The organism is Bacillus sp. T33-2, from assembly GCF_002860205.1.
GTDB lineage: Bacteria > Bacillota > Bacilli > Bacillales > Cytobacillaceae > T33-2.
The window spans coordinates 49554-68870 of sequence record NZ_PGVB01000002.1 but is presented as its reverse complement, the minus strand read 5'-3'; the positions used below and the strand labels follow the sequence as shown (position 1 = coordinate 68870).

The following is a 19317-nucleotide window of genomic DNA, read 5'->3' as shown; positions in this document are numbered from 1 at the left end:
GGCTAATTTTACGAAAGAATATCTATTTTAAGCACAGGCAAGTGGGGAGTGAAATCTGATGGCAAGTAAGAACAAACAAAGTGGAATTGGTTGCTGGTCAATCTTAATAGGTGTAATAGTGGTCAGTCTTGGAGTGCCGTTATTGTTAAATACGATATGGGGTGAAGACGCATGTTTACAAGATGCAAGACACACCTTTGAAGATGCCATAGGGGAAGATGTATATCTAGATGATGAGGATATCGAAGTAATTAGCAGTAAAAGCGTTGAACCAGAAGACTGGGAACTTGTTGAATCAGAAAGAGAAGTAATCTTTGAAACCAAATATGATGGAAAAACCTATAGAGCAAAAGGAATAAAGAGAGTCTACGTAAAAATGCCTGATAAAACTATGTGTATGCGTGTCGAACTGGAAGAATAGATAAGGTTAAAAGGTCATTAAAAATCACAATTCCTATCAAGGTGAAATGAAAGTTTGATTATAAAAAAATCAAATGGAGGAAATTCAAAATGGAAAATTTAATCAGAGCAGCTTTAGAACATTGTGGTTATACAGATGAAGAACCAACAGAAGAATTACTCCAAGAATGCTTTCTTAATCGTGTAGACGAAGGGGTATTCGGAAATTTAACACCTGAAGAAGCAAAAGATATGATTGCAGATGGTGAAATTACTGTTGAGGTTATGTGCAGAAACTTACTCAGGACTAGATAAATAGATTAATAATTATCTTAATAGTCCGATATTACCTATGTACACATTTACCATCAAATGGTATTATACTTGTGTAAAATTTACAAAGAGGAGAGATATGTATGAGAAAGAGAGCTTTAGCAGTACCCTTATTTTTGGCTGGTTTGTTGCTTGCAGGATGCTCAGGGGAAACGACAGAACCAAAGAAAGTAGGGGAAGAAACCTCGACACAGCCACAGGAAAATAAAGAAGAAGTAAAGAAAGATCAAGTGTTCAAAGTTGGGGAACAAATTCAACTAGGTGACAATGTGTTGACAGTAACTAAAGTGGAAAAATCACAAGGTGGAGAATTTGATAAACCACAACAAGGTAATGAATTTGTTATTGTCGGTGTGAAAATTGAAAACGGTGGCAAGGAAAATATTTCTTACAATCCATTTGATTTCCAGGTAAAGAACAGTCAGGGACAAATAACTGATACGGTATTCACAACAGCAAATCAAGATACCGTATTGAATGCTGGTGAGCTTGCACCTGCAGGAACCGTGGAAGGCACACTAGCTTTTGAAGCACCAGCAGGTGATGCTGGATTACAATTAATCTATAAACCCAATTTCTGGCTTGATAATGAAACAATCACTGTTAATCTTCAATAATTAAGATTAGGAGGGCTGCAATATGAAAAGAACGACTGAGTTTGTACTAGGTTTGCTTGGTGGAATTTTCGGCTTTATTGCTGCAATTTTAGCACTTGTGGTAGGTGGAGTGGATGCGGCTTTTAGTTCATCAGGAACAAGTGAAGTAATTGGATTAGGTTGGGCTGCGATATTGTTATCTATTGTTGGTATTGTAGGATCTGTTTTTGTGAAATTCAAGCCGAAATTCGGTGGAATATTAATGCTGATTTCAGCCATTGGCGGAGTGATTAGTATTTCAATGTTCTATATGTTGCCTGGATTACTTTTATTGATTGCTGGTCTAATGGGAGTATTTAGAAAAGATAAGACTGCATCATTACAAGGATAATGATGTCGTAGGGCAACTATCAAGTTGTCCTATGATACATAAAATAAAATAAACAGATACTAAATACTCTTTTTCATTCCACATTGCCTACACTCACGAAGAAATGCACCATTGTTCACGCTGCTTTTAAACAATGTGTTCCCACAATTATCACAACGTCCCGAAATAACATCAGGATATTCCTTATAATCATAAACTTTATCAAAATCTATATTCTCAATCTTTTTGTTTTCCATGACGATCACCTGTCTATGTAAAGTAACTTTATCCATAATAACAAATCCAGAAAGGAGTAACAATACAATGTATGCAATCATTAAGAATCAAGGATCTCATTTTGAACTGCAATATAAGCATGATATTAACTCCAGAGTTGTTAGTTATGCTGAAAGGGCAAGTAATCCTGAATGGTTGAAAGTGTCTCTGACTGCTGACTGGATGGAATGTGAAAAAGAAAATGTGTTATGGTATGCAAAAATTGGTTGACTTAATATAAAATAATTTAATATAATTAAGATAGTCAAAAACCTTGCGTGGAATGTTGGGAAAATTGCTTATTACCGAAAGTAAGAAAGATGATAAAATGAAAGTAAAGATATTGGAATTAATGCACTGAAATAACCATTTATTCAAGGGAGTGGTGAAATGAAAAAAAGGGTTATTACAATTGATAAGAAGAAGGTTGGTAAAGAAATAATTATCACTCAGCCTGTAATCAACGGAGAAAAAGAGGACGCTGAAATAATAGCAATACACCAAGCGTTTCTAGGTCAAAGTTGGGATAAGTAATAAAAGAATCGTTTGATCTAATTTATACCCTCTGGGGAGGGAGTGGTGTCCTTCCAAGATTACCTTTTTTGTCGGGGCAAGAGGAGTCCGGTGCTTCTTGCCTAGAGGGTATAATGGGCGTTTAAGGAGTTGAAATTATGGAAAATGACACTGAGTTTCTTAATATGGTAGTTGATGAATTTAGTGAAGATTTAATTGATTTAGGAATTGCAATAATTCCTGCTAGCTCTGAGTTAGTATTCAAGCTGAGACAGAGATTTAATGATTTAGAGTATATTAAAGCGAATGGTTATACAGGTGTTTATTTGAGCAGCGTAATTGACCTTGATCATTACCATAAGTTCATAAACACATTTTCATCTTTAAATAAAAAGAAAACGGAAATATTACCTCTTCTTAAAGAATTAGTTGAAATTTCTCGTAATAATGGAACGTCAATTGAAGATGAAATTAGAAAGCTATACGGCAGCAGTTTAGACTAACATCATACAAAAGGAGCGATTACAATGATCAAAATAGGAGCAATTTATACAGTAAGCACAGATAAAAAGGAATTTGCACCACAATTTTATCCATGTTTAGGGGAACGTGTTAGAGTTACTGGTGCAAAACATCTTGGTAAATATCCAGTTGATTTTTTAGATAAGCCGGAATTAATTAAAGTTGCACAAAAGGTAAGAGAAGATTTATTAATAAAAAATTGATTTTATAGGAGGTGAGACTTTTGAGCGATACAGATAAAATAATTGACATTTATAGAAATTTAAAAAGTAATTTAGAGAAAACTGGATTAGTGGTTGATAATACTGGTGTTTCCAATCTGATTATTTTAGCATTATCAGAAGCTTTTGATGAAGGAATTGAAAAAGGTAAGAAAATTGGACTCAATAATGTCATAGAAGCATTGAAGGAGATGTAAGAAAAATTAATTTTAAAGGAGGATTCATATGCCAATACCTTTAAACGGTTGGAGCGAATTTAGAGATATAATGCAGCCTTATATTGACAAAGCTTACAAACAAGAAATAACTTTTCAGGAATTTGATCAAATACTCCAAGAAAAAATGAATGAACTACATGCTAAGTATGATAATCGAAAAGAGTTAGTGGGCTGGTTAGGTGGAGATTATGATGATTTAGGATTTTATGATGATAAAGAAGATGCAGAGAGAGGTCATAGACCAACTGAAAAATTTTATGATTTAATTGATGATGAATTTAAAGGTAAAAAGGTTAGGATTACTATTGAGGTAATAGAATAAAAGAGATATTTCAAGTGGAAATAAATAAAACCTGCTTCAAGTGGGGGCTTTAGGCAGGAATTATCTATTATCCAATTAAGTTAGTTTTCGTACCACTCAACGTCTAGGATATCTAACACATCAATTTCTCTTAAAGATCCATCGGGGAACACGAAAGTCAGTGTGCCTTTTACCGGAAGATTTACATCAAACTTTTCACCAACGCCGACAATTTTTATTTCTCCAACTCCCATTGATTATGCCTCCTGATTATAATAAAATACAGTTAGTAATCATTTTCTGCCCTATCTGTCTTTAAGTATAAGACTAATAGAGTTATAAAACAATCACAAAATGATAATTTTAGACACACAAAATGGGTGTATGGAGTTGAGGTAATGGAGATATTGGGGAAACGTCTGAAATGGCTTAGAAATAAAGAGAGATATTCACAGAAAGACATTGCTGATATGATTGGAATGACTCCAAGTGGATATCAGAAAATAGAGTTAGATCAGAGAGAACCCAAGTTAGATGTGCTGGTGAAGCTTTGTAATATTTTTGAAGTGAGTGCTGACTTCTTATTAGGCAGAAGTAATATGACACAAAAATTATTAGACTTATCCATGAATATTGACTTTTGTAAAATTCAATTAGAACGATTGCAAGAGGAACATGAAGAATTAATGGTTAAAAGGTATGATTTGCAAGATGAAATTGAACATTTAAAAATGGAATTAAAAGAGTTGCAGCATCTCATAGCTATAAATGAATTAGATTCAAGTAGTGTGTCCAAGGCACTTATGACAGAGGGTTCTTTACGAGTTAAAGAAAACATGTTGTTTTCCATTACATCCCATAAAGTTGAAATTGAGGCTGAAATTCATGCATTGAATAAGCAAAGAAGTAAATTTCTTAATGAATATATTACTGAATTACTTGAACTTCCAGATTCGCTACCATCTCAGGACAGTATTATAATGGGTTATTTACCAATTAGCATAGACATACAACCGGACATCTTTGACAGGTTCTCGCTACACTTGTATGGGAGAAGTGTAGGTTCTATAGGGCATTATGGTGATTATGCAACTATTGAAGAAACCCAAGAACAACGAGAAAAATTACTGAAACTGCTAAATGGAGAAGGAATATCTAGGGACTCAAATGTAAGGATACGTCTATGAACACATACTATGTAAAAGTTTATAATGGATACCGCTGCATTTATGATCAAGTTTTGTTTGCTGCCAGTAAGAATGATGTACTAAAGAGTTTGCTTCTTGGTTGTGTCCTGGATGAATACACTAAAATATTAATTGAAGAATAAATTAGGAAAGTTTATCTTTCCTTGTTGACTAAAACAAAATAATTAATTATATTAAAAGGAGGAGTTATTTTATGACTTATGTACTAGGAAGTGTGGCATACAGAAATAAGAAGGAACGTGATCGATTGTGGAGGGAATTGAGAAAAGAATTGGGTGGTAATGCTCTTCTATGGGCAGAAGATGGATTTATATTGTACAAATATAGTGAATTTTAATATCCTAAATTTAAAATAAAATAATTTAATGTAAAGTATTGTACAAGTATGATAAATGTGGTAAATTAAAGGTAACAACTTTTCCAAAAGGGTGATAAAAAATGTCGAAGTCACTTTATCATAGGATTTTGAATGAAATTGAATTAGCCCCAAGGGGATACGCTGAAGAATTAGCTAAAATTGCTGGCTACGCAAGTGGTAGTGCTCTTAAAAAACCTTTAAGAAAAGATGGCGATTTCGATAAGTTTTCAGGATTAATTCACCTTGTTAATACACTTTGGAAAGATGAAGCTGTAACAATTATGGTTAAATATTCTTCAGAGGTTAATACGAATAAAAAATCAGCAAGATATTTGCTTGAATATCTTTCAGTTAATAAACAATATGAAGCATTACATAATTTAATTGAAAGAATGTCTGATACACCGAACATTGAAAGTAAAGCGTGGGCAAAAGTATATAAGTTGGCTTACCAGTACCATTTGGCAAAAACAGAAGAAGATTATACAAACTTACTTATGGAATTAAGTTTCCTAAATGTAACAGTTACTGAACTAAAAGTATTTAAGCTTATCTTACAGAATTATTGTTTCAACCAGAAAAGTGATTTCGTTATGACTGATCTTTTAGTGAAGGAAATACAGAGGGATATTGAAGTAATCGAAAAAGACTACATCAAGGAAATGTATTGGATCAGGACAAAAGAAGTATTATCTTATAATCTTCTCAGAGTACGCAATAATCCAGAAGCAGCTAGGGAATGTGCAGATTATATTATTGAATCAAATGCGCCAGAAGGCTTTAAAGCATATGCTTACTTTATTAAAGGATACTCATATAAATTCACCTCTTATGAAAATTCTCATAAATATCTAACAATCAGTATGGATATGTATAAAAAACTTAACAGAGATTTTGAAGTGGACGACCTAAAAGAAAAAATTGAATTTTTGGATGTTTACTGGAACAGAACACAAACAGAGAATTTTCGATACGTTAATAACTATTTGCTTTACCACATTATGAAAGGTAAGGATTTAACAAAGGTACTAATTGAAGCAAAAAACAAAATTAATCCTGCATTTCACGCATTTTTACAAGGAATTAATAGTAACGATGAAAAGAAACTAATCATATCCACCATTAAATATGTCAAAAGAGGAGATAATTTTCTAGCCAATTTACCTAGAATAGAACTTCTGAAACGTGAGTATGATGATGAAATATTAGAAGAGTTGATTGGATAATGACATTCTTGAAAGGAGGTGAAAATTCATGAAGAAATTTGGTCTAGTATTAGCAATTGTTGCAGTTTTAGCATCTGGTTTTGCATTTGGTGATTCACATTTTGCAGATCCAAAACCTGGCGGCATGCCTCCTCTTGAAGGTGGCACACTGTAAAATCGAATAAATACATAACTATAAATGGCGACTACCTTTAACTAGGTATGTCGCCATTTATAGTTTACAAGAAACATTCCAATTTTATAAAATAAAAAAATCGGACGGAAATAGGGGAGGAAATGAAAATGAAATTAAAAAATGGTAAGTATTCACTGAAAGCTCTGCAACTTGCATACCTGGGGGTAAAACTAGAAAAAGAACAGTCAGGCAATCAATGCTTATATTGTTGGTCAAATGGTTGTGGATGCAGCTCACACAATAGCGTAAAATTTGATCCGTTTATTAATTTAACTGAGGAGTTAAAATATGCATAAAACATAGACAGGCAGCGTTTATTTAGTCGAACGCTGTCTGTTTTTTATTATTAAATAATTTAAATAAAAGAGTTTACAAGGTGGTTGATTATGGTATAATAGCCTTAGATTAATAATTTAATAATTATTTAGCTTTAGAGGAGGACATAAGATGCTTAGTAAGGTTGTGTCTCTGGGTAATTTCAAAACAGAAAAGGCATACAAGGCAGTTTATCAGCAAGGAAGCAGATGTTGTAACCTGGATCTTTCATTAGACAACGTTAACATACATAACTTACAACCAAAGAAGGACTACCGGACACTAATGATTAAGGGATACATGGCTTTATTATCTAATCAAAAATAATTTATAAGGAGGTGAAATGCATGTCTCTAATTATGAGTGTAGACTATGGTGATCCACGAAATGATTATCCAACGTTTGTTGTCGGTAAGAAAGTTAACGATAAGGTACATATTATGGACACTGGGTTTATCAAGGACTTGGATTTGAGCAAGTATAAGAGTGAATCAAACATTACATACATAGGTGAACCTGCAGACGTAACAAGGTTTAAGAAGGATTTTAATATTAAATAATCTTATACTAAAATCAAACCAATATATGCTTCCATGTCTTACATAGTACAATATCAGAAATTGTTGGTCTTTTGACACCATATTTCTTAGCCAGGATACGCTGAGTTTCAAATTTAGCATAGCCTTCTTGTAATGCTAAACTATATTCTTGTCTTATTTGAATTACTTGCTCGTCAGTTAATTTAGCTTGATTGTTCTTTGAACCAGTTTGAGAAGCAGATAATTTTGCAGCATACTCAGGGGTGTAACGATTGTTACGGATGCCATAAAGGATGTTTTGACGTGCTGTTTCAGACAGGATAGTAGGCTTGTTTAATAAAGTTTGTTCACTTGGCGAACGTAGACCAGTTCCGAAAGTCTTAAGAACATCACTCACTGTCTTATGATGAGTAGAGGTAAGAGATGAAATTTGTTTAACAGATAGTTGACTAGAGTAATACAGATCGAGTATAGTTGGTATTTTTTTAATAGTTTTAGTGGCAAATTTAGTCATAATATCACCTCATATACAGAATAGCATTTGTTGGAATATAGGTGATTGACAATTGTGTGACAATCAAATCATGTTTTTAAAGAAAAGGAGAAGATATTATGGATAAATTCGGAGATAGAATGAAAGGGTATGAAAATGCTTTTAGGATTAATTTGCCTAAGCGAATGCCTGTAATCCTAAGAATTGACGGAACTCATTTTCATACATATACAAGAGGAATGAAGAAACCCTTTGATGAAGATTTAGTAAATGCATTTTGGGAAACGTGCAAATACTTAGCTGAAAATATTATGGGTTGTAAAATTGTTTACCATCAATCCGATGAGATTAGTCTATTGCTCACTAATTATGACAAACATACAACTCAATCATGGTTTGATAATAATCTTCAAAAACTTGTTTCCGTTTCTGCTTCCATGGCGACAGCTAAGTTTAACGAAGTCATGAGGGAAAAGTATCCTGAGAAGTCTTTGGCTACATTTGATAGCCGAGCATGGATACTGCCACATGATGAAGTATGCAATTACTTTCTATGGAGACAACAAGATGCAACCAAAAACAGTATCTCAATGGTGGCTCAAACTAACTTTCCACATAAACAGCTTCAAGGATTAAACGGGAAACAGATGCAAGATAAGTTGATGTTAGAGAAGGATATTAATTGGAACGATATTCCCGTGTGGCAAAAACGAGGTGTATGTATTACCAAGCAGTATTACAACAAAGGGGAAGCAATGAGAAGTAAATGGGAAGTTGATCATGACACTCCAGTGTTTTCACAGAATAGAGAGTACATTGAGCAACATGTGTATGTAGATAAAAACTAACTTTCTTGGGAAAGGAGGGGTAACAATGAATACCAAAGAAGATCTATTAGAAGAATTGTGTATCAGTCAGTATAAAACACTTAGATTCTTAAATAAGGTAATGTATGAAACTACCAAGCATCAACGAAGTTTACCTAGAGAGAAACAAAATCTTGAACTATTGGATTTGGCCTGGTCGAGTAATGATATAATTGTTGACCATCCAAGAGAACGTGAAATTGTTCAACAGCTTGCCGACGAGTATGGATTTGACTTAAAAGAAAAATAACTTACGATCAAACAGAAATTAGACCGTAATACTGAGGTGAGAGGAATGAATAAGAAATCTAATGTCATATGTATGCACCCCAGGAATATGAGGCAACTAAGAATACAATCTGTTGGCTTTAGTTTAAACAAAACTGAAATTTGTGGACAATGTGAAAAGACATTGAAAGTTGAGACTAAGTAAAGGGGGTTTTCATTATGAGTCACTTAGAAAAAGCAGTTGAACAATTAAAGAAAGAAGGGTTTTCGTCTGAGGAAATTAAGAATGCTCTTGAAGAAATTAAAAATGAGACATTAAAAGAACCGACCATAAGTGTTTCTTTAGATGAATATTTTGATTCGTTGGATGAAGAATAGTTAGTTTAAATTAATTAAGGAGGAGAAAGTTATTGGAAAACATTTATTGGTACGCTGAATATGGAAACGTAAAAGATGTGAAGAAGTGTATATTACATAAAAATGGATTATTGCAAATGATTCAATTATATAAAGACGATGGCTCTTTAAACGATTATACGCAGTCATTTGACGAAAATAACTTATTCAAACATCAGGATGAAGCTGAGAGAAGATTAGATTTTTTAAATGAGTTATTCTACCAAACATTTAAACATAAGCCGTTTTTAAGAGAAGAATTATTATCAAAACACCTGGATAAATTAAAACACATTGAAATGCAAATAGAAAACAAATTAAGTGGATATGAAAACTTTGAAGGCATAGACTTTTGTGACGTTTCAGCAGATGGAATACAAATTAGAGGGCATCATAAGGAGATAAAAGGTTATACATATGGTTCTCAACCAACAATAAAATATGATTTTTCAAATTATCTTGAATGTATTGATCAGTTTGTTGAGATGTGGAAAGAACAAGATACTACTGAAAAAGTTAAGTCACAGCAAAGGTTCATTGCTGATGGAGAAAAGTATGGTTGGGATTAAATAAAATATCAGTCTTATCGTGAAAAATGGAGGTGATGAGATGAACGGTCTAAAGGAAGAATATAAACAATGTTTAAGATTAGTAATGAATAGAAAGAGTGTAGATTTAGACTGTGCCTATAAACAGATGAGCAGTAGTATTCTTCATTCATCTAAGTTTGATGAGGAGATTGAATTTTTGATTGAAGCCTATTTTGAATTAAAATCTTAATCAAACATATCTTTGATGGGAAGTGAGGTGTAAACGTGGATTTATATAAGAAGGGAATTGATGAGTTTAAAAAGCAGTACCCATTTGTGGTGTTATCAGAAAAAGAAAAATCACTTGTATCTTTGGCTTATTTTCATGGCTACGCTGATTCTAAAATAGACACATATAAAAGAAAAATTTCCAAATAAATCATTTATTTTAAGCGAAGGTGTGACAAAACTAAAACGAGTTTGCTAGAAAACCTAACGAATTAATATAATAGAATTGAGGTGATAATGTTGGAAATCAGAGATCATGCAAAATTACGTTTTGTGCAGCGAGTAATGGGAAAAGTAAATGTCCAGGAAGCAAAGACATATATTAGAAAAAATGAGTTTGAAGTTGTATATAAGTTGCTGGAATTCATTAGCCAATCTGAGCTGTTGTTCAAAGGTTATGCTCCAGCTAGAAGGGATACTCTTGATTATTACGTTAATAATGAAACATTAATTATTATGAAGCCGAACAAGAAAGAACTTGTGACTTTATTTGATATTACTCTTGACTCTGAAGACCGACAAAACAGTGAGAAAATTAAACAATATGTAAAGAAGATAAAGAAAAATAACTACCAAGTGCAAATAATTAATGGTAAACAAGCAAAACAAGATCAGATAACACATCATTTGGAATATATGATTAATTACCTTGATGGCGATATAGATAACTCGAAAATGGAAAGTATTAGGGAAGATAGACAACGTTCTATTGATATTTGTAAAGACTTAGCAGCACAAGCGAAAACATTACGAATGGAGAATAGAGAGTTAATGTCAGAGATGTTTAAGAAGATTGATAAAGACTCTGTAAAATGATCCTTATATCAGGAGGTGAAATATGAATAAGCTATATGGAATTGATTATAATGTATATGTTTGTGGTGGAATTGGTGATCAGAAGCTCCAAATTGCGGATAGAAAAACTGTCTTCTTTTATACTGAGAGTGAAATGTTAAGAAATATTGCAGAGTTAAAAGAAAATTATTCAATTGGCGAAATTAAACCATTTTCTACAAACGTTACAAGAGATGAATATAAAATAAGTTAAAAAGTAGATTTGATATGAAAGGAGGCATTATGGAGAACCAAACGTTAGAACTGTTGAAAAAACTGTTGTGCGCTGCAACAAAATTAGATTATGCCTATCTTGAAGCAATTCAAAATGGAGGAAAATCAAGTTTTTCAGGAGAACAGTATGATGAAATTAATGATATTTTGGCAGAGGCTGATGAATTCTTAAATAAATGGGGGCGAAAGAATGGAACAAAGAATAATTGCAATTAGACCAGATTATTCAGATGAAGAAGGTAATAGCCGATTACAGTTTAACTATTTAAACACTCACTTTTCCGAGTATGAAACTTGGAGAGATTACTTACATATTCAAATGAACGGATATGATGGATTCAATTTATATATTGAAATGTCTGAAAGGCAAATTGACGATTTAATAAATCTGCTACAGAGTAAGAAAAAATATTTACGGTAAATGAACGATTTCATAGTGAATTATAGACGCATGCTGTGCAATAGAAAGGGAGAGATATATGTCACGTTTGAAATTTGAAATGTGGAAATATGAACGTAAACCAGGTGAATTTGACGGGTATGTATCACGCTTTACGGATGGAAAAGAAAACTGGACTGAATCTTGGTGGAGTAGCCCTCCAGATGATATTGACCATGTTGGAAGAGAGTATTTACAAAATCCTCACAGACACCCAAACGTCAGAACGGCAAGGCACGATTCATTTGTCAAACAAAGATTCAAAGAAGAAATGGCAAGGTTAACTAGTGAATAGCCCTAAGATACGATGAAATAATGCTTAGATAGGAAATGAGGTGAACTATGAGTTGGAAATTTGACGCTTATTACTGTGACCACTGCGATAAAGAAATTAAAGAAGGGCAAGAATATTATAGTATGGCTGCCCGTGATAATTGGGATCAAGTACATATAGAATGTTTTCACGATTACACAATTAATGCTCTCTCTGCGTATTTGGGAACTATGAAACCAGATGATAATGAAGACGATGAAATATAAAATAAATTAACTAAAAGGAGAATTTAAAATGAATCATATTGAAAAGAAATCATTATTACAAGCAATGGAAAATTATATGGCTGCACTTCAGCAGCGTACAGACCGTGATTTTGGTGGTGGACTCTCTGGAGATGTTGAGGCATATCGAGCAGTGAAATTTTTTAAGGAATCGGTTGAGCGAGGTGATCACGATGTACGTATTTGGACGGAGGACTAATGAATAACTTGAAAAAGATTTTAGAAACCACTAGAAAATCTGAGCAGTTGTGGAAGGACAGTAAAAAAGCATGGGAAAAGGTTAAGAAGGTATGGAGTGATAAGAAATGATGACTTTGGGATTTATGTTCGTCGCTGGAATATTACATATGTTCAATGTGGATGAAGTTGTTGTTGAAGGATTAAATGAACTAACTGGAAAAAGATTAAGTGCAGCAGTTTATTGGTTAACATTCTTGGTTGTTGGCTTGGGACTAGATATTATCGCAACACTGGTGAATGTATTTAATTAAAATCTATATTTAAGGAGATGAACACATGAAACCGTTTGATACGGAAACACATAGTTATGTACAAGTGTATGTTTATAATGCTGAAGAAATAGCCGAAGGTACAGCAGAACCAAAGTTAGTCTATGTTTGTGATCCGAAAGATGCAATGAGTCCTGCAGAGGTTGCTATAAAAGTAAAACGAGCAGGGTTTGATACTTTTGAAATTGTTGAGGGAACAGAAATTACAAAGAGATATTTGGTAAGTGATTTAAATAAATAAAATGTTCGTGTAAAGGGAGTGGCTGGAATTATGGAGGAAATTAAATTCTTAGAAATTGTTTTTGAAAATGTCGAGTCAATTGTTATTCCTATTGAAAGAGTAAAGAACTTTAATTTTGGTGAATTAACATCTATGGAACATAAACATCTTGAAGACAATTCTTATCAAACAGATCATATTAATCTTGAAATTACCTATGAGCAGAAGTCTGAACTTCAATATAATCCTTCAGATTGTGACGAGCCACTAGGTATGTTTATTAACAATCCTACAAGCAATAATGTAGCAGATAGACCGAATATACTTGGTAGAGTATTAAATCATATGGACATTGTTGACATTCAAGTGCTAAATGAAAATGAAGAACCTATTCAAGTTATATACGTTCCCTGGCATGATGAGGATCAGTATGACAATAGGTTTATGATTACAAAGGTCGAAGATGGCTTAGTTAAAATAGAGATTAGGAGAAACTAATCGATTACTATCAAACCAGAGTTTTAAAGGAGGTACTTGTGATGGATCTGGGGAACTTTAAAGTTAAACTTGAAGCACATGTAATAGCAAGGTACAAAGATTATCATCATTTTTTAATATTAATGGACGGAAAGTTTTGTGATGTTTTAATTGCAGAAATTGATGATTAGAATAAATTACATGTTTCATTTGAAAAGGTTGGCACAAATGCGACACAAGGAGAGAGAAAATGAAAAAGTCCAGTATGTTTATTTCTGATAATTTAAGACTTGATGCGCTTGTGAAAGGTTTGCACTTAGATATAAGTGAAGCAGACCATTATCGACTTGTTTCGGGGCTTTATCAACATATTGAGCATACAAGAGTAATGGCGTTTAAAAATGGTTATGACCAAGGACGATTTGATGAAAAGATGGACAGATATTAGTAGGTAATACGCTGGAGAACATACTAAAATAGCGAAGGAGTGAAAGGGATGAATGTAGGGTGTTATTTGGTTACAGAAGGTAAATTTGAACAAGCTGTCATTCCACAAAAAATGTTTTTAGAATTAGTGAAAAACCTTAGAGAAAAAGGGAAAGAAACAGTTCACTTCTCTGAAAGGTCAATAGAAGTAGAAGGTGTTTATATACCTGCAAAGGGGTAGTAAAATGCAGCTGATTTGTTTAGGCAATGATGCGTAGCGATTCAACTTACATTAAAACACGGATTTTAAACTGAATTATGTAAATGTGGAGTTTAAGAAACCCACTCCACAAAACTAGCAATACGCAATAATCCCCTTTTGGTCAAGTTTCGATACTTGACCTTTATTTTTAATTTAGGATCTAAGTAAACGAATTTATCATTTTCATCTATAACGAAATCTCTGTACTGAGTGTAAAATTCTTTCCTGGCTTTTGGTGTCATAAACTCCATTATTCCGGCATATGACCCGTTTTCAAAGTTAAGCAGCAATCCAAACTCATCTTTCCTCAATCCAGAAATGTAAACATTCTCATATTGATAGTTGATTACCTTCAACCAATCCTGCGAACGTTTATTTATTTGATACTTAGAGTCAGCTTTCTTTAATACAACTCCCTCTAAATCATGCTGCTTAATCAGATCAAAGTAAGCAACTCCATTTCCTTCAGTCCATTTCACTTTATTAATTATTGGAGTGTCTTCCATAATAATTTCTTCAAGTATTTCTTTCCTATCCAATAAAGGAAGATGAGTAATCTTATCTCCTTTATGATAAAGAACGTCAAAGACACTGAAAGACACTTCATGAGGACTTCTACTTGATGAAAAACGCTCCATACATGCCTCAAAGTCAGGCTTCCCATCCTTGTCGGTTACGATTAATTCGCCATCCAGGACAGTGTTATCTGGAATATTTAGATTAAGAAGCTCAGGATACTTCGATGTTACTTCATTCTTATGTCTGGTGTAGAGTTTAGTCTTACCATCAAATTTAGAGAGTAAAAGCCTTATTCCATCGAGTTTTAACTCAGTGATCCATTCGCTATTATCGAAAGGTTCATCTGATTTATGCAATAGCATTGGAGATACAAACAACAATATTCACCTCAAGAATAAGTCTATCATCATATGTCCAAGTAGTCTTTTGTTATGCTAATGGTAATTAATTCTTACTATGTGTCGTACTACGTTCCTGTTTTTGTGTCTTTTTGTCTACTTTTGTACTAAATTAATCCAATTTTTACTTGATGAAAAATCGGATTAAATGTATAATAAGGGTAGTTAAAATAAAATAATTTTATATAAGTAGTTTAACACTATAGGATAAGGGGATAAATAAAGATAAAAAAATACCGTGATAAAGGGGAATTACTAAGATGCTGACAGATTTGCTTGGATATTTCAGAAGAAATGTTAAGAAGATGAATGATTTTGAAAAACGTAAAGCATTAAATGAAATTAAACAAATACAAATGGTTTTAGAGAAAGATTTGAAAAGGGGAGTGATTTAACATGTTGGCTGAAAATGTAATTAAGTTGAAGGAAACTAACTTATACGATGACATAATGGCTTATTTTGATGAGTTAGATAACCAGGTATTAAATGATGATCGTTATAAGAAAAACAATAAACAAGAAAAATCCCCAACTAGAATTTCTTATGAGAAGAACATTAGAGAATTTTTTAGGATTGTATTAAACAAAGAAATTGAACACTTAATAATTCACGATTTGGATTTAAAGAAAAGAGATATTATTTCTTACAGGAAGCAGCTTTTGGACAATGGAAATGCTAATGGAACAGTTAATCAAAAGCTATCTTCAGTAAAAAGTTTGTTCAATTTTCTCAGTGCGGAATATGAATTGAATACTGCAATTTTTAACTTGAAAAGACTGAAAGACAATCCCAATTCTTATGGACATCTTTCTCAAACTGAAGCTGAAAGGTTTGCTGAGGTTGCATTTGAGACAGAAAGAGAAAAGCCGTATGCAAAAAAGATGCTTATCCTCTTTGCAATAAGAAGCTCATTTCGTATTGACGTGATTTTGAATATAAAATGGAGGGACTTTGAATATGTTGATGGGGTGTATAAAGTTACTGGTATAGGTAAGGGAAATAAAATTAATACAAACTCTATCTCAGCAAAACTATACGAGCAAATTTTAGTTCTTAAAGAGTTGAATAAGCAAACTAAATGGAACGGTGATCCTGAGTTAGTTTTTCAAATTACTGAAGATCCAATAAACAAAATGATGAAAAGACTTAGAGAGAGATTGGGAATACCAAAGGAAAGAAATATTGTTTTTCACTCATTTCGTAAAGTGGCGATAGACTGGGAACTTGAGATGACTGGGAATGTCAAAAGCGCAGCTCTACAAGGTAATCATTCAAACATAGATACAATGTGGAAGCATTATGTAAACAAGCAAAGGGATTTTAGTCAAACTCCAGGCGTTAGAATGGAACAAGAGATTGATTTATCTTTCCTAGATAGTCTTACAGTGGATGATTTTAAAGACTTTATAAGACAAGGTAATTATAAACTACATGTAGAAATTCACAATTATTTTAAGAAAAAGCATGAAAATTAAGGAAATTTCAATACGAAATAATTAGTATAAATGTTTACTTTCCGTTATTAATTAGATAATATGAAGATAGTGTGATGAAAATTAGACAGTAAGGAGGGTGACTATGCTTAGAGATCGAAAAGAATTAGAAGAAAATTTGATTCCTTCTATTAAGTCTATCAAATCTAAGAAGAAAGTCATCAATGACATAAAAACACAACTTGCATCGTATGATATATTGGCTGGAGATATTCAGGGATGGATTAATGATCCACAAAGTGAATTACCAAACTTAGATATCCGTCAGATGTTTTTATTTGCAGAACAAATTTATTTAAAGACCGGAAATTTAGAAATTAATCCTGAAGTGTACTTTACTGAATCAGAAGTAAAAGAAGCTAGGCAATTTAGTGGAGTTTTAGAAAGGCAAGATGAAATAAACTTCCCAATTACAATTACGAACGCTACAGTAGTTGGTAACAGTGCTTTTGCAACTATAATGGATATTAAAACAATCAACAAATTGCTTTCTAATCATTTATTGTCTTACAACTTTGAAGTTCAAAGAGAAGCAAAATTCAAAAGAAGAGAAGATAAGGTAATTATTGAACCAACTATTAGCATGAATAATGTTAAAGAAATCACTCAACATTTATTAGAGGGCACTTTAGTTCCAACTAAGTTAGTGTTCAATGCGGCAACAAGAACAGCAGAGAGTGGAACGGAATTAGTTTATGATCCAAAGAAATTAGAGTTAACCATAACTAAAGGAACAAGAATGGATATTGTGGATGGATATCATCGATGTATGGGATTGCAAAATGCTTTACAGACTAATCCAGAGTTAAATTTCAACTTTATCGTATTAATAACAAATTATTCAACAAAGAGAGCGCAGCAGTATCAAGCACAGTTGGCGAAAGCAACGCCTATTTCTAAAACACGAATCCAGGAATTAGAGGCTAATCGTTTAAGTGATACCGTTGTTCAACAACTAAAAGATGAAAGTGACCTTCAAGGGAAAATATCTCAAACGCATAGAATTCATTCAATTAACAAAGAGTTAGTTTCTTATAATGTATTGGCAGATACTATCGATGAACAATTCAGGATGGAAACTAGAGCTGATGCGGCAGATATAGGAGATTATCTGGTTGAATTCTTTAACTTCTTAATAGACTCTAATCCATCGGCATTTATAAATGATATAGAAGAAAATAAAAAAACCTCACTCATTAATGACAATAATATGTTTGTTGGTTATTTAGTTTTAGCAAGAAGAATGATGGAGCATAAAATTAAACCTAGGGAAGTAAGAAATTATATTAAGGATATAAATTTTATCAGGGATAATCCTTTATGGGTAGAATTAGGAATATTAAATGATAAAGGCAATATATCTGACACTGTAAGAGCTCGTAAAGCCATTAAACAGTACTTTGAGGAGATTAACTTATAATTCAGTGTTAAGAATAGTTATTAGGGTGGTTAGCTATGAGTAGATTATATAATGAGGAAATTAAAGAAAAATTTCTTTCAGAGAACTATGAGAATGAACAAACTAGGAAAACCATCAGAAACGTATTTTATAAGTCAGAGCCAATTGAGAATGTATTGGATAAGGATCTGTATAATTTTAATCTAGACGAAATTGGCAATGTAATTAAGAATTCAAATCCTCTTTCAGCGTCAGTTGCAAGGTCAACTGGTCGTTTTTTGACACAATATATTACATGGGCTGCACCATATAGGAAAAGCAACTTAAATCCCGTTAAAGGTGTTACGAATGAGTGGTATGATCAGTTTAGTGATAAAACAAAGAAAATCCATTTTAGCGAAGATGAATTGTTTAACGGTGTAATTGAACAATTAGAAAATGCCCAGGATCAAGCTTTAATTGCTCTTATATTTGAAGGAATCATTGGTAAGGGATTTAGTGAATTAAAACCTTTGCATTATAATCACATTAATTGGAATACAAATGAAATTACTGTACCAGAACGTGATGGTGAAAAAGTACAGGTTTCTGATCGAGTAATGAGATATGTGGAGCAAGCGTACAAGCAACGAACTTATAGCACCTTCAATGAGGAAACCCAGAATTATAACGAAAGAGAATTACTACAAAGCGATTATATTTTCAAGAATATTAAAAGTCCTCGTGCGAAAAATGGAGAAGTTAATGGCTCTGTATTCTATACTCGTATGAATAATATTAGAGAAGCTTTTGATCTTGAATACCTCACTCCGAATAGTATTAGACAAAGCGGTATGATAAAAATGAGTGCGGATTTATTAAAAGAAAAAATCGAGGAAGGCAAAGAACCCAAATTAGAATATGAGGATTTTGAGAAAATTGGCGATAAGTATAAATTCTCCAAGGTTTACAACAAAGGTTACTCATATTACAACACAACGCTTCTCAGAGAATTTGTCAATCCATCCACGTTAAAAGAACTTTACAACATAGATGCTGAAGTATAATAAAAAAATATCCCTGGTTGTCAGGGATATTTACATATTCCAATAAAAAATAATTAGACATATGGTTACATTTGAAAACAATCCGATTTTTACAAAATGAAAAATCGGAATAAATTTTAATATTATTGTCA

At 32.7% G+C, this 19317-nt stretch carries 44 protein-coding genes; 40 read left to right on the top strand and 4 right to left on the bottom strand.

Annotated elements, in window-relative coordinates:
- The first annotated feature begins 58 nt into the window (after positions 1-58).
- The 4 genes from CVD19_RS00530 to CVD19_RS00515 all read left to right on the top strand — a co-directional run bounded on the left by CVD19_RS00530 (position 59) and on the right by CVD19_RS00515 (position 1719).
- Complete coding sequence (locus CVD19_RS00530; protein WP_101579920.1) at positions 59-421, top strand: hypothetical protein; 363 nt, start codon at positions 59-61, stop codon at positions 419-421.
- An 89-nt stretch (positions 422-510) separates the two neighbouring features.
- On the top strand, positions 511-714 hold the full coding sequence (locus CVD19_RS00525; protein ID WP_101579919.1) for a hypothetical protein: 204 nt from the start codon (positions 511-513) through the stop codon (positions 712-714).
- Between the two features lie 101 nt (positions 715-815).
- A complete protein-coding gene (locus tag CVD19_RS00520; RefSeq protein WP_101579918.1) occupies positions 816-1349 on the top strand; it encodes a DUF4352 domain-containing protein in 534 nt (177 codons plus the stop codon).
- 22 nt (positions 1350-1371) lie between these two features.
- Entirely contained in the window at positions 1372-1719 is a 348-nt protein-coding gene (locus CVD19_RS00515) for a DUF4064 domain-containing protein (RefSeq protein WP_101579917.1), read from the top strand.
- A 59-nt stretch (positions 1720-1778) separates the two neighbouring features.
- On the opposite strand, the gene CVD19_RS24420 is transcribed toward CVD19_RS00515, so the two are convergent.
- Entirely contained in the window at positions 1779-1955 is a 177-nt protein-coding gene (locus CVD19_RS24420) for a hypothetical protein (protein ID WP_180953455.1), read from the bottom strand.
- A 67-nt stretch (positions 1956-2022) separates the two neighbouring features.
- Between CVD19_RS24420 and CVD19_RS00505 the strand changes: the two genes are divergently transcribed.
- The 6 genes from CVD19_RS00505 to CVD19_RS00485 all read left to right on the top strand — a co-directional run bounded on the left by CVD19_RS00505 (position 2023) and on the right by CVD19_RS00485 (position 3770).
- A complete protein-coding gene (locus CVD19_RS00505) occupies positions 2023-2205 on the top strand; it encodes a hypothetical protein (protein ID WP_101579915.1) in 183 nt (60 codons plus the stop codon).
- A gap of 159 nt (positions 2206-2364) precedes the next feature.
- A complete protein-coding gene (locus CVD19_RS24415) occupies positions 2365-2508 on the top strand; it encodes a hypothetical protein (RefSeq protein ID WP_180953454.1) in 144 nt (47 codons plus the stop codon).
- 137 nt (positions 2509-2645) lie between these two features.
- Positions 2646-2990, top strand: coding sequence for a hypothetical protein (locus CVD19_RS00500; protein WP_101579914.1), 345 nt, complete (start codon positions 2646-2648; stop codon positions 2988-2990).
- A 24-nt stretch (positions 2991-3014) separates the two neighbouring features.
- Complete coding sequence (locus CVD19_RS00495; RefSeq protein WP_101579913.1) at positions 3015-3212, top strand: hypothetical protein; 198 nt, start codon at positions 3015-3017, stop codon at positions 3210-3212.
- Between the two features lie 20 nt (positions 3213-3232).
- On the top strand, positions 3233-3427 hold the full coding sequence (locus CVD19_RS00490; protein ID WP_101579912.1) for a hypothetical protein: 195 nt from the start codon (positions 3233-3235) through the stop codon (positions 3425-3427).
- 28 nt (positions 3428-3455) lie between these two features.
- Positions 3456-3770, top strand: a complete 315-nt coding sequence (locus tag CVD19_RS00485; protein WP_101579911.1) for a hypothetical protein — start codon at positions 3456-3458, stop codon at positions 3768-3770.
- A gap of 80 nt (positions 3771-3850) precedes the next feature.
- Here the strand turns inward: CVD19_RS00485 and CVD19_RS24410 are convergent, their stop codons facing one another.
- The gene (locus tag CVD19_RS24410) at positions 3851-4003 is read right to left on the bottom strand and encodes a hypothetical protein (protein WP_180953453.1); all 153 of its coding nucleotides are present in this window, start codon (positions 4001-4003) and stop codon (positions 3851-3853) included.
- 144 nt (positions 4004-4147) lie between these two features.
- Here CVD19_RS24410 and CVD19_RS00480 point away from each other — a divergent pair, with 144 nt between their 5' ends.
- The 7 genes from CVD19_RS00480 (at position 4148) to CVD19_RS00460 (ending at position 7591) form a co-directional block, all read left to right on the top strand.
- Entirely contained in the window at positions 4148-4936 is a 789-nt protein-coding gene (locus CVD19_RS00480) for a helix-turn-helix domain-containing protein (RefSeq protein WP_101579910.1), read from the top strand.
- Complete coding sequence (locus tag CVD19_RS24405) at positions 4933-5079, top strand: hypothetical protein (RefSeq protein ID WP_180953452.1); 147 nt, start codon at positions 4933-4935, stop codon at positions 5077-5079. The genes CVD19_RS00480 and CVD19_RS24405 overlap by 4 nt, the downstream gene beginning before the upstream one ends.
- A 71-nt stretch (positions 5080-5150) precedes the next feature.
- On the top strand, positions 5151-5294 hold the full coding sequence (locus CVD19_RS24400; RefSeq protein ID WP_180953451.1) for a hypothetical protein: 144 nt from the start codon (positions 5151-5153) through the stop codon (positions 5292-5294).
- A 101-nt stretch (positions 5295-5395) separates the two neighbouring features.
- Entirely contained in the window at positions 5396-6541 is a 1146-nt protein-coding gene (locus CVD19_RS00475; RefSeq protein ID WP_101579909.1) for an AimR family lysis-lysogeny pheromone receptor, read from the top strand.
- A 28-nt stretch (positions 6542-6569) separates the two neighbouring features.
- The gene (locus tag CVD19_RS25260; RefSeq protein WP_257984983.1) at positions 6570-6695 is read left to right on the top strand and encodes a hypothetical protein; all 126 of its coding nucleotides are present in this window, start codon (positions 6570-6572) and stop codon (positions 6693-6695) included.
- 128 nt (positions 6696-6823) lie between these two features.
- A complete protein-coding gene (locus tag CVD19_RS00470) occupies positions 6824-7012 on the top strand; it encodes a hypothetical protein (RefSeq protein ID WP_101579908.1) in 189 nt (62 codons plus the stop codon).
- Between the two features lie 366 nt (positions 7013-7378).
- Positions 7379-7591 carry a hypothetical protein gene (locus CVD19_RS00460; protein WP_101579906.1) on the top strand — a complete coding sequence of 71 codons (213 nt, stop codon included), beginning with the start codon at positions 7379-7381 and terminating at the stop codon, positions 7589-7591.
- 13 nt (positions 7592-7604) lie between these two features.
- On the opposite strand, the gene CVD19_RS00455 is transcribed toward CVD19_RS00460, so the two are convergent.
- On the bottom strand, positions 7605-8084 hold the full coding sequence (locus CVD19_RS00455; RefSeq protein WP_101579905.1) for a hypothetical protein: 480 nt from the start codon (positions 8082-8084) through the stop codon (positions 7605-7607).
- Positions 8085-8182: 98 nt separating this feature from the next.
- On the opposite strand from CVD19_RS00455, the gene CVD19_RS00450 reads away from it, so the two are divergent.
- The 19 genes from CVD19_RS00450 (at position 8183) to CVD19_RS24385 (ending at position 14309) form a co-directional block, all read left to right on the top strand.
- Positions 8183-8911: a tRNA(His) guanylyltransferase Thg1 family protein gene (locus CVD19_RS00450; RefSeq protein ID WP_101579904.1), complete on the top strand. Its 729-nt coding sequence runs from the start codon at positions 8183-8185 to the stop codon at positions 8909-8911.
- A gap of 25 nt (positions 8912-8936) precedes the next feature.
- A complete protein-coding gene (locus CVD19_RS00445; protein ID WP_101579903.1) occupies positions 8937-9179 on the top strand; it encodes a hypothetical protein in 243 nt (80 codons plus the stop codon).
- A gap of 197 nt (positions 9180-9376) precedes the next feature.
- Complete coding sequence (locus tag CVD19_RS24175; RefSeq protein WP_142383490.1) at positions 9377-9535, top strand: DUF1129 domain-containing protein; 159 nt, start codon at positions 9377-9379, stop codon at positions 9533-9535.
- A 32-nt stretch (positions 9536-9567) separates the two neighbouring features.
- Positions 9568-10122, top strand: coding sequence for a hypothetical protein (locus CVD19_RS00440; RefSeq protein ID WP_101579902.1), 555 nt, complete (start codon positions 9568-9570; stop codon positions 10120-10122).
- A 40-nt stretch (positions 10123-10162) separates the two neighbouring features.
- On the top strand, positions 10163-10333 hold the full coding sequence (locus tag CVD19_RS24395; protein WP_180953450.1) for a hypothetical protein: 171 nt from the start codon (positions 10163-10165) through the stop codon (positions 10331-10333).
- 35 nt (positions 10334-10368) lie between these two features.
- On the top strand, positions 10369-10521 hold the full coding sequence (locus CVD19_RS24390) for a hypothetical protein (protein WP_180953449.1): 153 nt from the start codon (positions 10369-10371) through the stop codon (positions 10519-10521).
- A gap of 90 nt (positions 10522-10611) precedes the next feature.
- Entirely contained in the window at positions 10612-11187 is a 576-nt protein-coding gene (locus tag CVD19_RS00435; RefSeq protein WP_101579901.1) for a hypothetical protein, read from the top strand.
- A 22-nt stretch (positions 11188-11209) separates the two neighbouring features.
- Positions 11210-11419, top strand: a complete 210-nt coding sequence (locus tag CVD19_RS00430) for a hypothetical protein (RefSeq protein ID WP_101579900.1) — start codon at positions 11210-11212, stop codon at positions 11417-11419.
- Positions 11420-11448: 29 nt separating this feature from the next.
- Positions 11449-11655, top strand: coding sequence for a hypothetical protein (locus CVD19_RS00425; protein ID WP_101579899.1), 207 nt, complete (start codon positions 11449-11451; stop codon positions 11653-11655).
- Entirely contained in the window at positions 11630-11860 is a 231-nt protein-coding gene (locus CVD19_RS00420; protein WP_101579898.1) for a hypothetical protein, read from the top strand. The genes CVD19_RS00425 and CVD19_RS00420 overlap by 26 nt, the downstream gene beginning before the upstream one ends.
- 58 nt (positions 11861-11918) lie before the next feature.
- Positions 11919-12173: a hypothetical protein gene (locus CVD19_RS00415; RefSeq protein WP_101579897.1), complete on the top strand. Its 255-nt coding sequence runs from the start codon at positions 11919-11921 to the stop codon at positions 12171-12173.
- A gap of 47 nt (positions 12174-12220) precedes the next feature.
- Positions 12221-12418 carry a hypothetical protein gene (locus CVD19_RS00410; protein WP_101579896.1) on the top strand — a complete coding sequence of 66 codons (198 nt, stop codon included), beginning with the start codon at positions 12221-12223 and terminating at the stop codon, positions 12416-12418.
- 28 nt (positions 12419-12446) lie between these two features.
- Positions 12447-12635, top strand: a complete 189-nt coding sequence (locus tag CVD19_RS00405; protein WP_101579895.1) for a hypothetical protein — start codon at positions 12447-12449, stop codon at positions 12633-12635.
- A 106-nt stretch (positions 12636-12741) separates the two neighbouring features.
- The gene (locus CVD19_RS00400; protein ID WP_101579894.1) at positions 12742-12927 is read left to right on the top strand and encodes a hypothetical protein; all 186 of its coding nucleotides are present in this window, start codon (positions 12742-12744) and stop codon (positions 12925-12927) included.
- A gap of 25 nt (positions 12928-12952) precedes the next feature.
- Complete coding sequence (locus tag CVD19_RS00395) at positions 12953-13186, top strand: hypothetical protein (protein WP_101579893.1); 234 nt, start codon at positions 12953-12955, stop codon at positions 13184-13186.
- A 30-nt stretch (positions 13187-13216) separates the two neighbouring features.
- The gene (locus tag CVD19_RS00390) at positions 13217-13663 is read left to right on the top strand and encodes a hypothetical protein (protein ID WP_101579892.1); all 447 of its coding nucleotides are present in this window, start codon (positions 13217-13219) and stop codon (positions 13661-13663) included.
- A 41-nt stretch (positions 13664-13704) separates the two neighbouring features.
- Positions 13705-13833 carry a hypothetical protein gene (locus CVD19_RS25255; RefSeq protein ID WP_257984982.1) on the top strand — a complete coding sequence of 43 codons (129 nt, stop codon included), beginning with the start codon at positions 13705-13707 and terminating at the stop codon, positions 13831-13833.
- A 59-nt stretch (positions 13834-13892) separates the two neighbouring features.
- A complete protein-coding gene (locus CVD19_RS00385) occupies positions 13893-14090 on the top strand; it encodes a hypothetical protein (RefSeq protein ID WP_101579891.1) in 198 nt (65 codons plus the stop codon).
- A 48-nt stretch (positions 14091-14138) separates the two neighbouring features.
- Positions 14139-14309: a hypothetical protein gene (locus tag CVD19_RS24385; RefSeq protein ID WP_180953448.1), complete on the top strand. Its 171-nt coding sequence runs from the start codon at positions 14139-14141 to the stop codon at positions 14307-14309.
- Between the two features lie 92 nt (positions 14310-14401).
- Here the strand turns inward: CVD19_RS24385 and CVD19_RS00380 are convergent, their stop codons facing one another.
- Positions 14402-15226, bottom strand: a complete 825-nt coding sequence (locus CVD19_RS00380) for an ATP-dependent DNA ligase (RefSeq protein WP_101579890.1) — start codon at positions 15224-15226, stop codon at positions 14402-14404.
- Between the two features lie 281 nt (positions 15227-15507).
- Here CVD19_RS00380 and CVD19_RS25250 point away from each other — a divergent pair, with 281 nt between their 5' ends.
- The 4 genes from CVD19_RS25250 (at position 15508) to CVD19_RS00365 (ending at position 19186) form a co-directional block, all read left to right on the top strand.
- On the top strand, positions 15508-15642 hold the full coding sequence (locus CVD19_RS25250) for a hypothetical protein (protein WP_257984981.1): 135 nt from the start codon (positions 15508-15510) through the stop codon (positions 15640-15642).
- Position 15643: 1 nt separating this feature from the next.
- Positions 15644-16723 (top strand): tyrosine-type recombinase/integrase, encoded by a 1080-nt coding sequence (locus tag CVD19_RS00375; protein WP_101579889.1) that lies wholly within the window; start codon positions 15644-15646, stop codon positions 16721-16723.
- A 103-nt stretch (positions 16724-16826) separates the two neighbouring features.
- Positions 16827-18161, top strand: coding sequence for a DNA sulfur modification protein DndB (locus tag CVD19_RS00370; protein ID WP_101579888.1), 1335 nt, complete (start codon positions 16827-16829; stop codon positions 18159-18161).
- Between the two features lie 35 nt (positions 18162-18196).
- A complete protein-coding gene (locus CVD19_RS00365) occupies positions 18197-19186 on the top strand; it encodes a phage lytic cycle repressor MrpR family protein (protein WP_101579887.1) in 990 nt (329 codons plus the stop codon).
- Positions 19187-19317 lie beyond the last annotated feature (131 nt).